The following is a 19590-nucleotide window of genomic DNA, read 5'->3' on the forward strand; positions in this document are numbered from 1 at the left end:
TACCTTCTGCCTTTGGTAGACTCAGGACTGAGGCGGGAAGTGCCGGTGGCGCTTTAGCGAAGCCCTCGCAGAGGATCGAATTTCAAGATTCACGTCCCCCACTCGGGGGCAGAGTTCAAGAACCTTTACCAAACTTAATCAAAACACGCAACACAACCTAACACCAAGTATTCTAACTCCCCAAAATCCTCTCGCTCCCCGCGCGTGCAAGATCTGGAGTCAATCTAAAATCTAAAATCTAAAATCTAAAATTTAAAATCGACTGCTCGGTGGCCCGATCGCTCCTAAGATAAAAAAACGGTGGTTAAGAAGGTCTTTAAAACTTATGCGAGTGTTCGTCTTACTCTTCAATGCCCGCACCGAGAATGAGGGAATTCATACCATTCAACTCGGCGATCGCAATAAAGTTCTGATGTTTGAGTCAGAAGACGACGCCACCCGCTTTGGCGTGATGTTGGAAGCTCAGGATTTCCCAGAGCCCACTGTCGAGGCGATCGACGATGAGGAAATTAAGGAGTTCTGCGATAGTGTTGATTATGATTGGGAACTGGTACCGGCGGGCGCGCTGGCAATTCCGCCAGAAGACAATGTAACACAGACTCAGTGGCAGGCGGAGCTTGAGCCAGAGCCGGAGCCGGATTCTGACGTTTCCCAAAACGAACTGGATTCTATTCGCCGCCGACTCGAAGGACTTTTGTAAAAGGAAGGTGCGGCAAAGGATTCTGTAGCGGATTTAACGGATGGATCTTGAGGGAAGAGAGAAGGAGGAAGAGGGAAGAAGGATAAATTTGATATCTTCGAGCTTTTTCAATCCTAGGCTCCATTTGTATATAGAGGCCTCAGGCTGAAGCTGGGACTCTGTATGTCTCCTGACTTCGCTTGAAGGCCGACAACTGACAAATAACAACTGACAAAAAATGAAGAATTTGGAAGAACGGGGGCATCTGCTGACGGAACAGGTGAATGCCAACAGCGAGAATTTAGACCAACTCAGTTCGATCGAATTAGTGGATTTGTTCAACCGGGAAGACGCCCAAACCTTAAGCGCGATCGCCCGTGCCCGCGAACAGTTAGCCCGAGCGATCGACATTGCAGCCGAGTCTCTGCGTCAAGGAGGCCGCCTGTTTTACGTCGGTGCGGGTACTTCCGGGCGTTTGGGCGTGCTGGATGCGGCCGAGTGTCCCCCCACCTTCTGCACGCCGCCAGAACTCGTACAGGGCATAATTGCCGGGGGTGCGGGGGCTTTGGTGCGGAGTTCGGAGGATTTGGAGGATCGGGCTGAGGATGGGGCTGAGGCGATCGGCCACCGTCACATTACCAACTTAGATGTGGTTGTCGGGATTACGGCTGGAGGTACGACGCCGTTTGTCGCGGGCGCTTTGCAGGCGGCGCGCCAGCGGGGGGCGAAGACTGTGTTTATGGCCTGCGTACCCGTCGAACAAGTGAATTTTGAGGCTGATGTTGATATTCGGTTGTTGGTTGGCCCGGAGGTAGTGGCGGGTTCGACGCGCTTGAAAGCGGGTACGGTGACAAAAATGGCTTTGAATATCCTTTCGACTGGGGTAATGGTGAACCTGGGGAAGGTTTACGGCAATCGAATGGTTGACGTGGCGGTGACTAATAAGAAATTGCGCGATCGGGCTGTGCGGATGTTGCAGGATTTGACTGATTTGAACCGGGATGAAGCGGGTTTTTTGCTCGAAAAAAGTGGCAAGTCTGTAAAATTAGCTTTGATGATGCACTGGACTGGTTTGGAGAAGGAAGAGTGCGATCGAATTTTGGGCGAGTTTCAAGGAAATTTGCGATCGGCTGTAGCATCAATTAGTCAGTAGCCAGCAGTCAGCAGTCAGTTGTTATTGGTTATTGGTTATTGGTTATTCCCCATTCCCCATTCCCCATTCCCCATTCCCCATTCCCCATTCCCCATTCCCAAGTCATTAGTCATCAGTCATTTGCGATATCGATTTCAAAAATTGTGCAATCTCTTTAGTGGATCTGATGTGATAAACACTTTTGGTATTTTGAGCGCGATCGACATACTCGCGATATCTGGGAGTCAAATACTTGTGACACAACCAAAGAGCGCGGTAACTATTAATTGAACTCTTCAATATCGGACTGTTTTCAGGCCAGCCTTCTGGGGGTATAAAGCTACCTGAAATCAGCCGTTTAGTCACCCACCAAAAATGCACGTATAGCGGTAAATCGACAAAAACCAGACTATCCGCCTCATTGAGTCGCAGCCAGAGGGTTTCCCTGCAACCAAACCCGTCAATAATCCATCGATCGGTCGCCAGAATTTTCTCATGGGTCTGCTTGTATTCTTCATAGTTCACCTCAGCGCCCCCAGATTGATATTGAATCTTATCCAAGATGTAAAGTGGCAAACCAGTGATTTCCGATAATCTCTTGCTGAGAGTTGATTTACCGCCTCCAGCGTTACCAAACACGGCTACTTTTTTCATATTTCCTTTTTAGTAATTTAGTTATTAGTCATTAGTTATCAGTCATTAGTAGCAGACTAAAAGCTGAAGGTCGATCTAATTTGTAGCTTTCAAAAAAATTAATTTCGGTAATTTGTGGCGCGGATCACTGACGTTTTTGAAAAAGGCGATTAGGGTCAGTATATATATTTGTTGTTTGGCGATCGCTTGGATATTTTATCAGACAAGCGATCGCGGCTCGGTATTGTCGATCGATTTGTAAAAAATCGGTCAAATCTAAGGCGATCGCTCCTTAGTTAAAAAAGCCGTTTCTGAAGCCAACCACCTAGTACCAGACTGCTGGATACTTTACCCACTTTAAATTCTAAAACCGAGTCCTATGCAACCAAAGCCTAACCTTAACCTATACTCATCCTTGGCGCATCTCCCCTGGCTGAAGAAAAGCTACACTGCCAAAATTATGATGGTTGCATTTTTAGGCACGCACGTTCCTTTGCTAACCTTAATGGTCTGGTTTCTTACCTCAAATGCTTACTCTGTAGAGACATCAGTCCGGGTTCTGCTGATTGCTCTGCTGGCGACATTAGCGGGTACGGCAGCAACGCTTTTTACGCTACGCTACCTCCTGGTTCCGGTAATCTTAACCTCGGAGGCTCTACAAAACTACCTCGATACAAAAACATTGCCGAACTTACCCACAGAGTTTGCTGATGAAGTCGGTACGCTGATGGCAAATTCCTCACAAACGCTTTACAAACTAGATGAATTGATTGATTACATTACCCACTACGATAAACTGACTGGATTGCCAAATCGTGACTTATTCTGCGATCGCCTGAATCAAACCCGATCCGAAAATCACTCATCCCTGGTCGCAGTTCTGGTATTGGGTATCGATGATTTGACAGCGATGCGCCATGCGTTGGAGCCTGGGATATCTGACTTACTAATTAGAGCCGTTTCCCAACGGCTGGTACAGTGCATGGATCGGTCAGATCTCTTGGCGCGTTTGGGCGATGGTGAGTTTGCGATCGCTCGCAGCGAACTCCCCTCGCTGGAGAGTGTGGTCAAGCTATCCCAACTGCTGCTGAGTACGCTAGCAAAACCTTTCTCTATAGAGGGCCAACCGATCCACCTCACCGCCAGTCTTGGCATTACATTGAACCATTTAGAAAATACCAATTCTGCAGAGCAACTTCTTCAGCAAGCTCACTTCGCGCTTCATCAGGCAAAGCAGCAAGGGCAGAGTCACTATCAATTTTATTCACCCGAAATGAACGTTGAGTTACAGGAGCGACTGATCCTAGAAAATAGCCTGCGCGGAGCGCTGGAGCGTAACGAACTACTGGTTTACTATCAACCGCTGATCGACCTCGACAGCGGACAGGTGACAGCAACGGAGGCGCTGGTTCGCTGGCAGCATTCTACAGAGGGTTTGGTCTCTCCGGCAAAATTTATTCCGATCGCCGAAGCCAATGGCGAGATCGTGCCCATTGGTGAATGGGTCTTGCGAACGGCTTGCGCTCAAACCCGTCGCTGGCAACTGGCTGGGATGCCAGCGCTGCGGATTTCGGTGAATCTGTCGGGTCGACAATTTGAGCAGGCGAATCTGGTTGAGATGGTTCGCCAAATTTTGGCCCAGACCGAACTCGAAGCTGCGTATTTAGAACTGGAAGTGACTGAAACTGCCTTGATGACTGACATTGAGCGATCGGTCAAAACCTTATTGCAACTGCGGCAACTTGGCGTGTCCCTCGCCCTAGACGACTTTGGCACAGGTTATTCTTCCCTTAACTACCTGCAACGGTTTCCAGTTAATATGCTCAAGATCGATCGATCGTTTGTCCGAGATGTACTGTCTAACCCGAACAGCGCCACCATTACTGATGCCATCATTGCTCTGGCAAAAAGTCTGCGGTTAACGATCACCGCAGAAGGCATTGAAACCAAGGAGCAGCGTGATTACCTGCAAGCGCGAGGCTGCGATGAAGGTCAAGGGTTTTACTTCAGTCGCCCTGCTAACGCTGACACGATCGCCAAACTGCTAAACGAGTCGTTTCAGTCTGATGCAGCACCTATCGCTCTTGCCACCCACTTTTAAGCTGAACCATTAGCTTTCACTGGTAATGCGATCGTAAGCTCAGTATCCATGCCTGCGGTTGAGTTGAATGCGATCGTACCGCCGTGTTTTTCCGTCCAAGACTGTATAACAACCAATCTCTCAAAACAGCCACCCCGACTATACTCTCAAAGTTAAACGTAAAGCGCTCTCGTTTTTAGATTCCTGACTTCTACAAAAAGTCGGGAATCTGGGTATGCTGTTTTTTAGGCGTTGACAAAAACAGAAGATGTAAGTTGACTTTGACTGACACCCTGCACGATTCCCAAATAATTATTGCCCGACTTAATCGCCGTAGAAGCGACGCTTGCGCCTCCATCCAACTGCAAACTCACAGCTTCAAAAGTCAAGTTTGCAAACCCGATACCGTCAGTCAAACCAATGTTATCCCCGATCGCAAAATCGGCGATCGCATCCGCACTAATTAAAGTAGCCGAAGCAGACAAACCTCCCGCTAAAATAAACGTATCATTTCCGCCACTGCCCGTCAGAATATCTTGACCGCGATCGCCCGCCAACAAATCTTCGCCGTTACCGCCAATCAAGATATCATCTTCTTTACCGCCGCGAATCGTATCGTTACCGTCCGATCCGATTAGTAGATCGTTATCGTTGTTGCCGCCAATAAAATCATTGCCAACACCGCCATCAATTGAATCGGATTCTTTGCCGCCCGATAAGCTGTCATTGCCACCTGCGCCATTAATTGTATCCGCACCTTGCATTCCATTAATGCTATCAGCACCTTCTCCCCCAATGATATTATCTTTGCCGGAAAGGGCAAAAATTGGCAATCCCGCAGCATTTGTCGGTATTTGACTATCGGCACTATCTGATAGGAAATAATTGCCGCCGCTGGCTGTATTTTTGGGTGCTGTCGTCGGGCTGCCGTCCCCTGTAGCATTGGGTATTGGGGAAATAATCGATACCAATGTGTTGGGAGTTGGTGTGGGAGTTGGTGTGGGAGTTGGTGTGGGTGCGGGATTGACGCTACCGTCAAGAGAAGTCGCAAAAACTTGCGTCCAATAGTGATTCCAATTTTCTGTGCCAGTATCGTCGGCTAAGAAATAGTAACCGATGCCAATTTCTTTGAGATTCGCGTTAAGAATGTTAGTCCGGTGGCCGCTGCTGTTCATCCACGAGGATACAACTTGTTCGGGTGTAGAAGATCCAGCAGCGATGTTTTCTGCTGCCGCTGAAAATTTATAGCCCGTTGCAGTAACCCGACTGGTGAATGACGAACCATCTTTTCCGGTATGGGAAAAGAAGTCTTGCAGTGCCATGTTTTGGGTGTGATTTTCCGCCGCATTTAGTAACTGAGTATTTAAGGTTAGCGGGGACAAACTCAACTTGCTGCGTTCGATGTTGGTAAGTTCTAAAACTCTATAAATAAAGTTTTGATTGGTTGAAGTTGGTGCGACTTGAGAGGCCGATCGCTCTCCTGTTAAAATGTCCGAGGACTGAGAACCAGAATTTTGTAGTTGTTCAAGCATGGGGATGATAAACACTTTTAAGAGTGGGTTTTGCTGGTAGATTGCTTGCCCTCTTAGCGATAGTTTCCCCGATCGCTAGCTGGCTGGGTACATTTCAATAATTGTGTTAACCCCTGCCGCTGCTGTATTTATTCTAATTATAGCTGTTGTCAAAGTGCCGATGTCAAGATCCCGGCTCTGGTTGGGAAAGGGAAGAGTGCGATCGACTTTGAGGAGAGTTTCAAGGGAATTTGCGATCGCCCGTGGCATCAAGACAATTTGAGATTCGAGATTTGAGATTTTTCTGATTAGTAAGGTTTGCGGTGCGCACCCAGCCCGCTGGCTAGCGGGCTAGAAACCCGGTTTCTACGAGTTTGGCGGACTGTCACGAGAAATATAGGAAGAAACCGGGTTTTTGAATTCAGTGTGCGATCGCGAACGGAGTTTTTAGTAGAATCCTCACAAAAAATTCTAAATTAATTCAAAATTAACACCTCAAAACTCACAACTTTAAAATATTCTCTTGTCCGGCTCTAGCTTCCTGAGCAACTTGCTCAACCTCATCTTTGGCGAGAATTTCCAAAGCTGTTTCTGCTTCTGTACCGCCCAGCCGCCCGAGAGCTTGGGCGACTCTGTAACGGATCTGCCAATCTGCATTGGAAGCGTAGGGAAGCAGCAGCGGCAGCCCGCGTTTATCTCCCAATTCACCTAATGCGCTGATCGCAATGGTTTGGATCAATTCGTTTTCAGAAGTGAGGGCATTTTCTAACATCGGAAAGGCTTTCGGATCTCCCATTTCTCCCAAAGCCGCGACGATGCTGAGCTGCACCAGCCATTCAGATGTACTGCTGTAAACTTGCTGCAAATCTTCTAAAGCATCGCTTAATTTCAATGCGCCCAAAGCATCGGCTGCTGCTGCTTGTACGTCGGGTTCGGGGTCGTTGTTCAGGCTGTTTCGCAGTACCTCTAAAGCGTTCGGCAGATTCTGCGTGCCGAGGGTTGATATTTGGCTGACTGCTGCGTAGCGAACCCGGACGTTTTTGTCGCCGATCGCAATTTGAATCAGTTTATAGGCGATTGCAGGATCTAGTTGCCGCAGTTGGTTGACTGCTCGCAGCCTTTCGCCAAAATCCTCGGAATTCAGCAATTGTTCGACAGACTCAGGGGTAATGCTCATCGGATTTTAGATTTTAGATTTTAGATTTTAGATTTGGTAATTGGTAATTGCCAAAAGCGAGCGAGATTGAAAGAGCGATCGGCTCATTTTCTGATACAGTCCTGGAACTGCAACAGTTAATTAAGATTCCGCCGCCATCGCTCGAATAATATCTCCCCTAGTGAGGATGCCAATTACTTTGCCAGCAGTATCAAGCACCGGCAATCGGTGGATGCTGCGATCGTGCATCAGTTTTGCAGCTTCTTGGAGAGATTTGTCGGGATCGATGGTAACTGGCTCTGTACTCATCGCTTCTCCTACTGTTTGTCCTAAAGCCTTGTGGAGCTCTCGCTCGTAACGAGATGGATTTTCCAAATAAATCACGCTGTCGAGCACCATGATATAAGCGGGCGGAGTTACGCCGCTTTCCCGCCACATCAAGTCGGTTTCGGAGATGACTCCTACCAACAAGTCATTCTCATCTACGACGGGAAGACCGCTAATGCGTCGATCGGCTAAAATTTTAATCGCTTCGTTCAAGGGCATTTCGGGTCGCGCCAAAATGGGATCGCGGCTCATTACATCGGCTACTGTTTTTGGCATGATTAGCGGTTGATTGAGTTGTTGCTCTAAATCGATCATATAGGGAAAGCGCGGCACAGACTGAAGAAAGGCAGCTCTGCTGAAGGGATTCGTTAGAAGGTAGAAGGAAGGAAAAATTTTGAGTGCCAGAATTTTGGTACTTTTTTCGATCGCACTGCAAAATTCTGCCCTTTGCCTCCCTCCGGCGGGCGATCTGCCTGACAAGATTGTTAAGATATATTAAAGAGCCGATAAATCCTTACCAATGCCAGAATCTCCAGCCCGAGAACCAGACTCCCAACCAGAACCGCGCTGTGTATTGGTTTGCCAGTATCAATCTTGCCTGAAAAACGGTTCAGCAGCAGTGCTAGCTGCTTTTGAAGCTCAACAAGTTGCAGGGGTAAAAGTTGAGGCCAGTAGCTGTCAGGGACAGTGCAACACTGGCCCGACGGTGCGAGTTACCCCAGACGAAATTTGGTATTGTCGAGTTAAACCGAGTGATGTACCGTTGATTGTGGAAGAACACCTCAAAGAGGGAAAACCTGTAGAGGCGCTGTTTAATCCGAGAATTCATGCGCGTTATTATTATTAGTATTGACTTGATTCGGTGAAAATTCCCAGCTCGGGCGCATCTAATTTGAATAGTTATTGTTATGGGACTTGCACTTTGAAAATCAAAGGAATTGCGCTTAGTTTGTTAGTCCTAATTCTGGGGCGTCCGTCGGCGGTTGCGGCTCAAACGCCGACGGTTGCTGGGGATATTTGTCCGGGGGAATTGGGGGCACAAGTAGATGCGATCGCCAACCGTCCCGAATTTAGCCGATCGCGCTGGGGCATTTTGATTCAATCTCTATCTTCTACTGCTACTCTCTACAGCCGCGACGCCCAAAAATATTTTATTCCAGCATCAAATGTCAAGCTGCTAACGACAGCCGCTGCTTTGCACAAACTCGGTGCAGATTTTAGGATTAAGACATCGGTTTACAGCGGCGAAAATGGGAGTTTGTACGTTGCGGGCAGGGGAGATCCGAGCATTGCTGAGGCTCAGTTGAAATCCTTGGCGCAGCAGTTGAAACAGCGGGGAATTAGTCAAGTTAACGAGTTGATTGGCGATGACAGCTATTTTCAAGGCAGTGCAGTCAATCCGAATTGGGAATGGGAAGACGCGCAAGCTGGCTATGGTGCGCCGATTAACAGTTTAATCTTCAATCAAAACGCGATCGAACTTCTTTTGTCCCCGCAGGATCTCGGGCAACCTCTGAAAGTTACTTTTGCCGAACCAAAGCTGGCAAATCAGTGGCAAATTCAGAACAATTCAGTGACAGTCGCCCAAAACGAATCTGAGTTTATTGAAGTTGGTCGGGAGTTCGATCGACCTGCAATTCGAGTTAGCGGACAGTTGAAAGTTGGTGCAGAATCCGAACCAGCTTATGTCGCAGTTGTCAACCCCGCTAAGAATTTTTTGCAGCATTTTCAGCAAGTCCTGGCGACTGAGGGAATTCCTGTCAAACAGGCTTTCGTTGCATCTGCTTCTGGGAATTTTAATCAAGAATTAGCTACCGTTGAATCGCCCCCGATAGCGGAATTGGTGAGAGAAACTAATCGAGAAAGCAACAATCTTTATGCAGAAGTTTTATTGAGGTTGCTGGGAAAAGTTACAGACAAGATTCCCGTGCCGCAAACACTCACAGGCAAGATGCCAGTGCCACAAGAGGATACAGGTGAAATCGGTTTGAAAGAGTTAAAAACAGCTTTAACTCAATTAGGAGTAAATCCCAACAGCTACATATTAACCGACGGTTCCGGCTTGTCTCGGCACAATTTAATTAGTCCAGAAGCCTTGGTGCAAACTTTGAGGTTTATGGCGAATTCACCTGCTGCATCTATTTACCGCCAGTCACTGCCGATCGCGGGCGAGAACGGCACTTTGAAAAGTCGCTTAAATATTACACCAAACCGCGTAGTTTTGCAAGCAAAAACAGGAACTTTGAGCGGAGTTTCGGCGCTGTCGGGATATATCGAAGTTCCGAATTACGAGCCGCTGGTGTTTAGCATTATCGTGAATCAATCTGACCTATCGGCTGCAAAAATGCGATCGGCAACTGACGAAATTGTGCTATTATTGAATCGCCTGCGCCGCTGTTAAAACAACAAATTTAAGGTGAGAAAGTTAAGATTAGTAATTACACCTAAAAAACAGAACACCGAAAAACCCTACAAGTTTTAAGTTTAATTAGATTGCAGCGGCGGGACTCGAAAAGCAGCTACAATAAAAGCAGAAACATTAAAACCATTGGGAAGTTTCAGCCTGCTACCAGTCGGCGGGTTCTGTACTTCCCCAAAATAAGTCTAACTTTCCAACTATGAATTCTTTAGATTCCGAACAGCAACACATTTTTGTCGAAACCAACAACATCCGCCTGCACTGCGTTTCTCAAGGAGAAGGCGATCTCGTTCTGCTCCTGCACGGGTTTCCAGAGTTTTGGTACTCTTGGCGCCATCAAATCCCTGCCTTAGCGCGTCATTTCAAGGTTGTGGTGCCGGATTTGCGGGGCTACAACGATTCCGACAAACCGACAAGCGGCTATGATTTAGATACGCTGAGCGCCGATATTCGCGGTTTGATCGATCGGCTGGGCTATACAAAAGCTCACATTGTCGGTCACGATTGCGGAGGTGCGATCGCGTGGCACTTAGCTCAAAAATTCCCCGAAAAGCTCAACCGCTTGGCAATTTTAAACGCTCCGCACCCGCAGCGATTCGTGCAGGAAATGGCGAGCAATTTAGATCAAATCCGCCGCAGTTGGTACGTTTTGGCTTTTCAGGTTCCCGGCATTCCCGAATGGTTGATCCGGCAAAACTTGAAAGATTTTGTGAAAAATGTTTTTCAAGGACAAGCTGTTCGCAAAGGAGCTTTTAGCGCTGAAGAAACTAAGATTTATCAGACTGCTTTAGAAAAGCCGGGAGTGTTAGCGGCGGCGATGAATTATTACCAGCAGATGTTTCACCCGCAGCGGCTTTGGCATTGGGGACAGAAATTAGAACCTGTGACAGTGCCTACTTTGGTGCTTTGGGGAGAAGAAGATGCGTTTTTAAGCCACAAACTTGTAGAAGGTTTAGATCGGTTAATTACGGCTCCGTTTAAGTTGAAATTAGTTCCTAACTGCGGTCACTGGATTCAGCAGGAAGCACCGCAAACGGTGAATCGAGAATTGCTGAGTTTTCTGAGAAATTCTTCTCCTTCTTTGGCTTTGGCATAGAAAAAAATTAACGCTTGCAAATAAGAACGGGCAAGATGCCCGTTCCACAAGAAGATTGAATTTTTGTGGAACGGGCATCTTGCCCGTTCTTGATATCTGACAAATTCAACTGTTTGTTAATCCCAGAGCAAATTTTCTTGGATCAGCAGTGCAATCATTGCAGTTCTGGAACAAACACCGAGTTTGATAAAAATCCGCCTCACGTAAGTAGCAACCGTCCAGTGACTGATATTTAAATTTTTGGCAATACATTTGTTTGGCAGGCCTTGGGCTACTAATTGCGCGATCGCTCTTTCCCGTGGACTCAGGCTAATTTCCGGTTTGTCACTTGTGCTTTGCATACTTTTGCAATGAGATAACGAGTTAAAATCTAATCAATTAAGGGTTGAATTCCGAGTTTTTCTCGAACTTCAGATAAAGGAGTTTCCCAATCAGATGCAACATCCCAGTCTATTAGCCGAGTGGCTAGTTTTCCGTGTTTTAAGCCTTTGATAATTTGTCCGATCGCGCATTTGCCGCCGATCAGTCCAACTAACACTAAAATCGCACAGGAAGGACGAAATACTTGAGCGCGAGTAAACGCTTGAAGTACAAATTCATCTTCTGTTGAAGCTGAAAGACCGGTCAGAACGTGCCAAACGTCGTGGTTTCGCTGAATCCAGTCTCCCGATGCGATCGGCTCAAAGCCTTGTTCGTCCAAAAACCGCGCCACTTCGCACCCTAATGTTCCTGCTGGCAGTTGGCGCAATTTTTCCAAGTCTATTTCAAAAGGTCGATCGCTCTCAATTTGAGGATTAATTGTTCGAGCCATCTTTAATATAACTTCTAATTGACCGTCAGCCATGATTGATTCTCCCTTCAACAATGATTTAAGTTTCGGGCAAATTAATTGGTGTTTGTCAAGTTCATTTTTGCGCTGAATCAAGACGACTTTTTTTACCTACTCAGCTTAGAAACCGTACTTTCTGTCACAGCAATTGGCTTTCAGGAGCTTTTACATTTCTTTACAAACAGCCTCAGAGGTAAAATCTGCCAGTTGTCAAAATCGGGCTAGTGTTAGTTACCGCAACTTGACCCACCGGGAAGTAACCGTAAAATCCACAGTATTTAGCGGTGATTGGAACTCCCTTACTTACGTATATAAATTTATTCTGCTGCTCATCATTGGAACCTGCAATGAGTCAGAAGTTGAACCCTGTAAACCAAGCGATGCGGGTGCTAGCAAGTGAAGAGAGTTGAAGGAACCTGAAGTAAGGTGAAGTTATGCAGAGTTGATGCCGGGGATGCTCCCCGCCCAGGGTCAGACGAGTGCGCAGTCGCTCAAATTAGTGTCACTCATTTGAGCGACTGGTGAAGTATTTGAATACTAGGTATAATAAAGTATAAATTCATAAAAGGTATTGCCATGAAACAACTTAATATTTGGTTTTATGCAGGAGCTTTGTCATTAATTTGGTGCAGTGCTGCTAGCGCTACCACTTATGTTGATCCCAACGGTCAAACTACTTTAAACCTGTCAGAAAAAGGGAACAATCGCAGCAGTTTTTACTTGACAAAAGTAGGCAATCGTGAATTTTTGGGCAATATTAAAGTTACCCGTTCCGAAGGAGCAGCCGGCTCTTATTATTACAACGGAACTTTCAAAGACAGTGCGAGTGGCCCTGGAAAAAAAATTGTTTGTTCTGGAGATATTACCATTGTCACGCGTCAAGTTGGAAGGAGCAGCCAATTGGGAGCAGAAGTTACTTGGAAGGTGAAAGCAGGAGAAAATTGTCCTTCAGTGGGCAAGACAGTTAAAGTAAATTTAGTCGAAGCTTTACCGCGTGCTAATGCAAGTGGCGACTATACTTCTAGCAATGCTAATACTTGGTTGACTGAAACTGCTGGTTCTGGAACTTGGCCATTGTGGCGAATCACCTCACAGGATGGAAAACTCAACTGTCGCCAGACGCCAAACGGAGCAATTAAACAAGTTTACAGCGCGAACAAAGATAAAATTTTCGGTGAACTCAGGGGAACAAATGCAATTAAACTAGAGAAAGGTCAACCCTGGCTGCTGACAACAAATGGCTGTTACGTGCGCGCTAATTCTCAATACATTCAGCCAATTTCTTTGCCACAGTAAGTGACAAAAGTGATAAATAAACTGCTGCTCATCTCAAAGCACGACTTCTTAAAGAAAGAAGTGACGCTGCTGGGTTTTCTGTTGTTTTAACTTGTTTTAATTAAAACTTGATTGGCGATTTAGTGGCCCAGCAACATAGCTTCTTCTGCCAAATCTTTGCTTGCAATAACCTTCGGTTCCTTCAGGATAAAAACACAAAGGAAGCACACAATTACAGCAGCAATTCCGAGTACCTCAAAGAAGCTGCGGTTGCCTGCAACTGTTTGCGGCAGAAAGCTATAAAGGGTGGCGTAAATTACAGAGCCCACACTGCCGTAAGCACCGATTTTGTTTTGCCAGTGGGTGTGGGCTTAACTATTTTTCTGCACGACAAATATGCTCAGAAGCGCTCTGCGACTCTCAACCAGCAGATAGAAGTTTTAGAGATTTCCTTCAACCAAACTCCTCAACATTAAACGTGAAATACTCTTATTTTAGATCCCCGACTTCATCGATGAAGTTGGGGATCTTTGTCTTCTCTCAAATGCTTTACCCTACATCTTAAAAAAACAGAATAAACATATCCCCGACTTCTTTAAAAAGTCGGGGATATAACTGCTATGGGATTTATTGACTAAAAGATTTAGATTTCTTCCAAATCATCTACATCATCTACATCATCTACATCTACATCATCTACATCATCTACATCATCTACATCATCTACCTCAACAGGAGCGACAGAATTAGCAGAAACCACAGCACCAGTCTCAAGTTTCTTTTTAACTAGCTCCTCAATTTCATTTTTGAAATCGATGTTTTTCTCCATGTGCTGGATCACTTTGTCTCGTCCTTGAGCTATGTTCTCGCCGTTATAGCTATACCAAGAACCTTTTTTCATAATTACTCCCATTTCGTCGGCCAAGTCAGTCAGACAGCCTAAAGTAGAAATGCCTTTGCCAAATACAATGTCAAATTCGGCAATGCGGAAAGGCGGAGCAACTTTATTTTTAGCAACTTTAACTTTCGTGCGGTTGCCGTATTCTTCGGTACCTTTTTTCAAGCTTTGAATGCGGCGAATGTCGAGCCGCACGCTGGCGTAGAATTTGAGTGCGTTGCCGCCGGTTGTTGTTTCCGGGTTGCCGTAAGTTATGCCGATTTTCTGCCGCAATTGGTTGAGGAAAATGACGGTACAGCCGGATTTGCCGATATTGCCGGTGATTTTCCGTAAAGCTTGGCTCATCAAGCGCGCTTGCAAACCCATGTGGGAGTCGCCCATGTCGCCTTCAATTTCGGCGCGGGGGACGAGGGCGGCTACGGAGTCAATGACTACGATATCGACGGCGACGGAACGCACGAGTTGATCGACAATTTCTAGGCCCATTTCGCCGGTATCCGGCTGGGAAACTAATAGATTTTCAATATCGACGCCTAAAGCTGAGGCGTAGGTGGGATCGAGCGCGTGTTCGGCATCGACGAAGGCTGCGATTCCGCCGGATTTTTGGACTTCGGCGATCGCGTGGAGGGCTAGAGTGGTTTTACCGGAACTTTCCGGCCCGTAAATTTCAATGACTCGGCCTTTTGGCAAACCGCCGCCCAAAGCAATGTCCAGTGTCAGGGCTCCGGTGGGAATGGTTTCTACCCTCATACGAGTGGAGTCTCCCAATCGGACGATCGCCCCTTTGCCAAAGCTGCGCTCGATTTGGGACAGTACGGAAGTTAGGGCTTTTTGCTTTTCTGAGTTTTCAGTGGAAGTTTTTATAGACGTTTCTTTTTTTGCCATTTGCGGTATGCGGGTAGACCCCTTGCGGAGCTTGTTGATTAACTGTACAACACGTATGTTAGCAGTTATTTTTGGGGTCTGGAGGTTCTGGGAGGATCTGCTTGAAGATTCTTGATTTTGGGGGTGGTTCAGCCTGAGCCAGCTTTCACAAGGCTCGGATCTAGAAGGTATTCAGCATCCGGCAGAGGGTAGAATTATTGTCTGTCGGGGTATGTACTGGGTATCGATCGCTCTCGGAGTGAGGTTTAAGATGGTCTACAGTGCCAAATTCCGTGAAGCGTAGCTATCCCGCAGGGAATCGCCACAATTAGGACAAGCATGGGATCTACAACACATCAAGACACATCTGTTAATACCAAAAATTCCCGCTGGCTGATGAGCTTATTGGCGATCGGCATTTTACTAGGTATCGGATTTCGGTTCTTCGAGATCGATCGCAAACTTTACTGGCACGACGAAGCTTACACATCAATCCGCGCTGCTGGTTTCACACGCCAAGAAATCGACGACAAACTATTCCAAAACCGGATTGTTCCCGCACCAGAATTGCAAAAATATCAGCGGATTAAACCGGGAAGTACAGAAGCAGATACAATTCGTTCTTTAGCACTAGAAGACCCGCAGCATCCGCCTTTATACTTTCTCATGGCTCGTTGGTGGATGCAGCAATTTGGCAGTTCTCTAACAGCATCCCGCACTTTGCCAGCACTATTGAGTTTACTGTCGCTGCCTTTGATGTACGCTTTAGCTCAGGAACTTTTTGCCTCTAATTTGGCGGCGTTATTAGCAACAGCACTTTTGGCATTATCTCCCTTTGACATACTGTTTGCTCAGACAGCAAGGCAGTACAGTTTGCTGACAGCCACAGTTATTGGCAGCAGTTGGCTGCTGCTGAGAGCAGTGCGGTTGCGGGGTTGGCAAAACTGGGCGTGTTACTCGCTGGCGATCGCCATTGGTTTCTACACTCACCCTTTCTTCAGTTTAACTCTCATCGGACACGGAGTTTTTATAATTGCTTACTGGTTGTTTGTAAAAAAAAGAGAATTGGAAGGTCACGTAACTAATTCCCTATTTTTTCTAGCAGTAATAGCAGCTTTAATATTGTATTTTCCGTGGATTTACGTGCTGACAACCAACCTGGAACGAGCATCAGCTACGACAGATTGGACGCGAGTATCTCCTGGTTTGCTGTATCTGGTCAAATTGTGGGTTCTCAGCTTTACAGCCTTATTTTTTGACTTCGACTTAGGCTTTGATAATATCTGGACTTATGTGCTGAGATTGCCATTTTTGCTGTTAATGGCCGCAGCAATTTACAAAATCTGCCGCTGGACTAGCAGTTCAACTTGGTTGTTTATTTTAACATCAATTTTTGTACCTTTTTCGATCCTGGCGTTACCGGATATAATCTTAGGCGGCAAACGTTCCGCCGTCAGTCGCTATCTGATTTCCTGCTTTCCGGGAGTGCAGCTAGCAGTTGCTTACTTGCTCGCAAGTAACGTGAAAACTCAGGAGCGGTTTTGGCAAGTTATTTTAGCCTTGGTATTTACAGCAAGTATAGCATCCTGTACGGTCAGCGCTTTTTCTGATACTTGGTGGAGCAAAGACTTGAGTTATTTTAATGCTGAAGTTGCGAAAATTATTAACAAAGAGGCGATAGCTAACCGCTCGATTAAAGATACAATTGTAATTAGCGATCGCGGTAACGATTTTACTAACATGGGAGATTTGCTTTCTCTGAGTTATTTGCTTGACAAAGACGTGCGGCTGATGCTGCTGAGCCAGTCGCCAGATATGGAGATGCTGAACAAATATTCGGCTCCCCTGGTATTCCGCCCTTCGGAAAAATTGCGATCGGCACTCAAGCAAAATCAACGCCGCTTAGAGCCAATATTGGAGTATGCCAGACTTTTTCGAGTGCGGCGAGCTTCTTAGAGCAGCTTGACAGAAATGGACGATCGTCCCCGGTAGGGTACGTCAGCCGATTTTAGATTGTAGATTTTAGATTTTAGATTTATTCCACAGATGAATCTGGGAGATTAAACTTTGGTCTAAAATTTTTGGATTTTCACGACAGGAGTAGGTGGCACGGTATCCGTTTTTGGGCGGGGTCATAAAAAACTGTTTGAGTTGCCTCAAATATTTCGACTGACACACCTTAAATCACTATTGGGGCATTTTTGTCAAAATTCCCGCTAAAGTGCGTCAGAAAAAAACTGTGTCAGTTGTCTCAAGTATTTGGGCGGACGCATTTGACATAATCAGCAATAATTATTTGAATACTTAGGATAAAACGCAATGCAAGAGTTAAATAATTCATCTTCCGAATCCGCACAGCAATTTCGCAATCTTCAGACAGAATTACGCGAACGCTGGGGAGCGATCGAAGACTTCGACAGCGGAGATTGTGACATTATCGTCATTCCTTCTCTCAGCTTAGATCAGCAAGAAATGCTGAAAATTGAGGGGGCTTACCACTACGAAGAGCGGCATTTATTTTCATTGATTCGCCTGCGAAATCCCCGCACGCGCTTAATTTACATTACCTCCGAGCCTTTGCACCCGATGATTGTGGATTATTACCTGCAATTGTTGCCGGGAATTCCGTTTTCTCACGCGCGCGATCGGCTTTTGCTGTTCTGTGCTTACGATGCTTCTGCCAAATCCCTCACCCAGAAAATTTTAGATCGTCCCCGCTTGATGGAGCGCATTCGTCAAGCAGCGCGGCCGACAAAATCTTATATGGTTTGTTACAACTCTACGCCCTTAGAACGCGAGTTATCTGTTAAATTGGGGATTCCTTTGTGGGCTAGCGATCCCGATCTGTTATACTGGGGAACAAAAAGCGGTAGCAGGCAAATTTTTAAAGAATGTGGCGTGCCTTGTCCTGACGGTTCCGAGTTGGTTTGGAATGCTGAAGATTTAGCAGAATCTGCGGCTCAACTTTGGGAAAGGCAGCCGCATTTGCAGCGGATGGTAATTAAGTTAAATGAAGGTTTTTCGGGGGAAGGTAATGCAATTTTAGATCTGAAGTCTCTCGCAGGTAAAGCAACTACAGAAAGAGCGAAGGCAATTGGCGACAGCTTCCATAATTTACGCTTTCAATCCACAGGCGAAACCTGGGAAAATTTTAGCAGCCGCATTCCCGAATTAGGGGCAATTGCCGAAGCATTTATCGAAGGAGAAAAAAAGTTCTCGCCCAGCGTTCAAGGCAGAATTGTCCCCAGCGGCGAAGTAGAAATTCTCTCAACCCACGACCAAATTTTAGGAGGCCCAGACGGTCAAATTTTCTTAGGCTGCCGATTTCCGGCGGACGAATCTTATCGAATAGCGTTGCAGGAATTGGGATGGAAAGTAGGGCAAAACTTAGCTAAAAAAGGTGCTTTAGAGAGATTTGGAGTGGATTTTCTCGCGGTAAAGCAATCCGATGGGAAATGGGATCTTCAAGCAATAGAAATTAACTTACGGAAAGGAGGCACAACTCATCCGTTTATGGCTTTGAAGCTGTTAACAAACGGTCGGTACGAGCGTACTACGGGATTGTTTTACAGTCAGCAGGGCCGTCCGAAATATTATGTTGCTTCCGACAATTTGAAAAAAGAGCGTTATCGGGGATTGTTGCCGAACGATTTGATGGATATTATTGCTGACAATCAACTGCATTTTGACACTGGTACTGAGACGGGCAGTGTGTTTCATTTAATGGGCTGTTTGTCGGAGTTTGGCAAATTGGGATTGACGAGTATCGGCAATTCGCAGCAAGAAGCTGAGCAGATGTATAACAAAGTTGTGAAAGTGCTCGATCGCGAAACTTCATACTAAATCTCATTTAACCATTAATTATTTGGTCGTGGGAAATGGCTAATAGGTCATTGGTACTTTAAACTGACAACCGCAGATTTTAATCTGCGGGTTGCGGGTTGTAGCTAATTTTTAGGGGGATAAATGGGCGTGGGATCGATCGAACCTGTGCGGTTGAGCGGCCAAAAACGGACGATCGCCCTACCGATAATATTTTGCCTCGGTACAAAGCCCCAATAATGGCTGTCACAGCTTGCGTTTCGGTTGTCGCCGAGCACCAAGTAAGAATTTGGAGCTACAACTACAGGCCCGTAGGGATACTGTGGAATTTCTTCAATATATTTTTCCTGTAGCGGCTGCTTGTTAATAAAAACTTTTCCCTGTTTAACTTCCACAGTGTCTCCTGGAAGTCCGATCACTCGCTTGATATAGGCATCTTTGATCGGCGGCGGCTGTCCCGTGCACAAACTAGCTGGATCTGGAGGCATAAACACTATAATATCTCCTCGCTGGGGCTCTTGGAATCGATAGCTCACCTTATCTATAATTAATCGATCGTTAATTTGTAAGGTTGGAAGCATCGAGCCGGTGGGAATGTAGCGAGCTTCGGCAACCAGGGTGCGGATGCCAAAGGCCAAAAATGCTGCTAAGCCGATCGTCTTAATTCCTTCTATCCAAGGATTTTCGGTGTCTTGCGGAGGTTTTTCGTCGGCTGACTTGTCTAGACGAGTCATAAGTATTAAGTGACTGGGCTGGATACAAATTATAAACTTAATTCGGAGTTTTTTCAGGAAATCTACAAAATCTTCGCCGGCGGGGTGGGTTTTTGCATTGGCCCTGCAGACGAGTGCAAAACCTCTATTTGTGTT

Annotated in this window: 19 protein-coding genes; 9 read left to right on the top strand and 10 right to left on the bottom strand. The window is 46.3% G+C overall.

All coding sequences use genetic code 11. The features are described 5' to 3' along the window. Positions 1-325 precede the first annotated feature (325 nt). Positions 326-700 (top strand): DUF3110 domain-containing protein, encoded by a 375-nt coding sequence (locus tag QUA54_RS01705; RefSeq protein ID WP_172192320.1) that lies wholly within the window; start codon positions 326-328, stop codon positions 698-700. A 217-nt stretch (positions 701-917) separates the two neighbouring features. Next, the gene (murQ, locus tag QUA54_RS01710) at positions 918-1832 is read left to right on the top strand and encodes an N-acetylmuramic acid 6-phosphate etherase (RefSeq protein WP_333412763.1); all 915 of its coding nucleotides are present in this window, start codon (positions 918-920) and stop codon (positions 1830-1832) included. A 105-nt stretch (positions 1833-1937) separates the two neighbouring features. Here the strand turns inward: murQ and QUA54_RS01715 are convergent, their stop codons facing one another. Further along, positions 1938-2465 carry an adenylate kinase gene (locus QUA54_RS01715; protein WP_333412765.1) on the bottom strand — a complete coding sequence of 176 codons (528 nt, stop codon included), beginning with the start codon at positions 2463-2465 and terminating at the stop codon, positions 1938-1940. 439 nt (positions 2466-2904) lie between these two features. On the opposite strand from QUA54_RS01715, the gene QUA54_RS01720 reads away from it, so the two are divergent. Continuing rightward, complete coding sequence (locus QUA54_RS01720) at positions 2905-4545, top strand: bifunctional diguanylate cyclase/phosphodiesterase (RefSeq protein ID WP_333412767.1); 1641 nt, start codon at positions 2905-2907, stop codon at positions 4543-4545. Between the two features lie 224 nt (positions 4546-4769). Here the strand turns inward: QUA54_RS01720 and QUA54_RS01725 are convergent, their stop codons facing one another. The 4 genes from QUA54_RS01725 to QUA54_RS01740 form a co-directional block, all read right to left on the bottom strand. Further along, positions 4770-6056 (bottom strand): CAP domain-containing protein, encoded by a 1287-nt coding sequence (locus tag QUA54_RS01725; RefSeq protein WP_333412769.1) that lies wholly within the window; start codon positions 6054-6056, stop codon positions 4770-4772. Positions 6057-6131: 75 nt separating this feature from the next. Beyond that, on the bottom strand, positions 6132-6305 hold the full coding sequence (locus QUA54_RS01730) for a hypothetical protein (RefSeq protein ID WP_333412771.1): 174 nt from the start codon (positions 6303-6305) through the stop codon (positions 6132-6134). A 232-nt stretch (positions 6306-6537) separates the two neighbouring features. After that, entirely contained in the window at positions 6538-7212 is a 675-nt protein-coding gene (gene nblB / locus QUA54_RS01735) for a phycobilisome degradation protein NblB (protein WP_333412773.1), read from the bottom strand. Between the two features lie 120 nt (positions 7213-7332). Further along, the gene (locus QUA54_RS01740; RefSeq protein WP_333412808.1) at positions 7333-7794 is read right to left on the bottom strand and encodes a CBS domain-containing protein; all 462 of its coding nucleotides are present in this window, start codon (positions 7792-7794) and stop codon (positions 7333-7335) included. 244 nt (positions 7795-8038) lie between these two features. Between QUA54_RS01740 and QUA54_RS01745 the strand changes: the two genes are divergently transcribed. The 3 genes from QUA54_RS01745 to QUA54_RS01755 all read left to right on the top strand — a co-directional run bounded on the left by QUA54_RS01745 (position 8039) and on the right by QUA54_RS01755 (position 11033). Then, a complete protein-coding gene (locus tag QUA54_RS01745) occupies positions 8039-8365 on the top strand; it encodes a (2Fe-2S) ferredoxin domain-containing protein (RefSeq protein ID WP_333189109.1) in 327 nt (108 codons plus the stop codon). An 81-nt stretch (positions 8366-8446) separates the two neighbouring features. Then, positions 8447-9919 carry a D-alanyl-D-alanine carboxypeptidase/D-alanyl-D-alanine endopeptidase gene (gene dacB / locus QUA54_RS01750; protein ID WP_445301519.1) on the top strand — a complete coding sequence of 491 codons (1473 nt, stop codon included), beginning with the start codon at positions 8447-8449 and terminating at the stop codon, positions 9917-9919. A 217-nt stretch (positions 9920-10136) separates the two neighbouring features. After that, positions 10137-11033 carry an alpha/beta hydrolase gene (locus QUA54_RS01755; protein WP_333412777.1) on the top strand — a complete coding sequence of 299 codons (897 nt, stop codon included), beginning with the start codon at positions 10137-10139 and terminating at the stop codon, positions 11031-11033. A gap of 116 nt (positions 11034-11149) precedes the next feature. Here QUA54_RS01755 and QUA54_RS01760 read toward each other — a convergent pair whose 3' ends face one another. Beyond that, on the bottom strand, positions 11150-11374 hold the full coding sequence (locus tag QUA54_RS01760; protein WP_172191715.1) for a response regulator transcription factor: 225 nt from the start codon (positions 11372-11374) through the stop codon (positions 11150-11152). Between the two features lie 29 nt (positions 11375-11403). Then, entirely contained in the window at positions 11404-11877 is a 474-nt protein-coding gene (locus QUA54_RS01765) for a Coq4 family protein (protein WP_333412779.1), read from the bottom strand. Positions 11878-12438: 561 nt separating this feature from the next. On the opposite strand from QUA54_RS01765, the gene QUA54_RS01770 reads away from it, so the two are divergent. Next, positions 12439-13158 (top strand): hypothetical protein, encoded by a 720-nt coding sequence (locus QUA54_RS01770; protein ID WP_333412781.1) that lies wholly within the window; start codon positions 12439-12441, stop codon positions 13156-13158. 119 nt (positions 13159-13277) lie between these two features. On the opposite strand, the gene QUA54_RS01775 is transcribed toward QUA54_RS01770, so the two are convergent. Then, positions 13278-13466, bottom strand: a complete 189-nt coding sequence (locus QUA54_RS01775) for a hypothetical protein (protein WP_333412782.1) — start codon at positions 13464-13466, stop codon at positions 13278-13280. Between the two features lie 314 nt (positions 13467-13780). Beyond that, positions 13781-14920, bottom strand: a complete 1140-nt coding sequence (gene recA, locus QUA54_RS01780; protein WP_333412784.1) for a recombinase RecA — start codon at positions 14918-14920, stop codon at positions 13781-13783. A 318-nt stretch (positions 14921-15238) separates the two neighbouring features. Between recA and QUA54_RS01785 the strand changes: the two genes are divergently transcribed. Together QUA54_RS01785 and QUA54_RS01790 are read left to right on the top strand one after the other, a co-directional pair. After that, a complete protein-coding gene (locus QUA54_RS01785; protein WP_333412786.1) occupies positions 15239-16855 on the top strand; it encodes a glycosyltransferase family 39 protein in 1617 nt (538 codons plus the stop codon). Positions 16856-17218: 363 nt separating this feature from the next. Then, on the top strand, positions 17219-18742 hold the full coding sequence (locus QUA54_RS01790; protein WP_333412788.1) for a peptide ligase PGM1-related protein: 1524 nt from the start codon (positions 17219-17221) through the stop codon (positions 18740-18742). Between the two features lie 104 nt (positions 18743-18846). Here the strand turns inward: QUA54_RS01790 and lepB are convergent, their stop codons facing one another. Beyond that, positions 18847-19455 carry a signal peptidase I gene (lepB, locus tag QUA54_RS01795; protein ID WP_333189118.1) on the bottom strand — a complete coding sequence of 203 codons (609 nt, stop codon included), beginning with the start codon at positions 19453-19455 and terminating at the stop codon, positions 18847-18849. Between the last annotated feature and the right edge of the window lie 135 nt (positions 19456-19590).

Source organism: Microcoleus sp. MOSTC5 (assembly GCF_036701825.1).
Classification (GTDB): domain Bacteria; phylum Cyanobacteriota; class Cyanobacteriia; order Cyanobacteriales; family Microcoleaceae; genus Microcoleus; species Microcoleus asticus.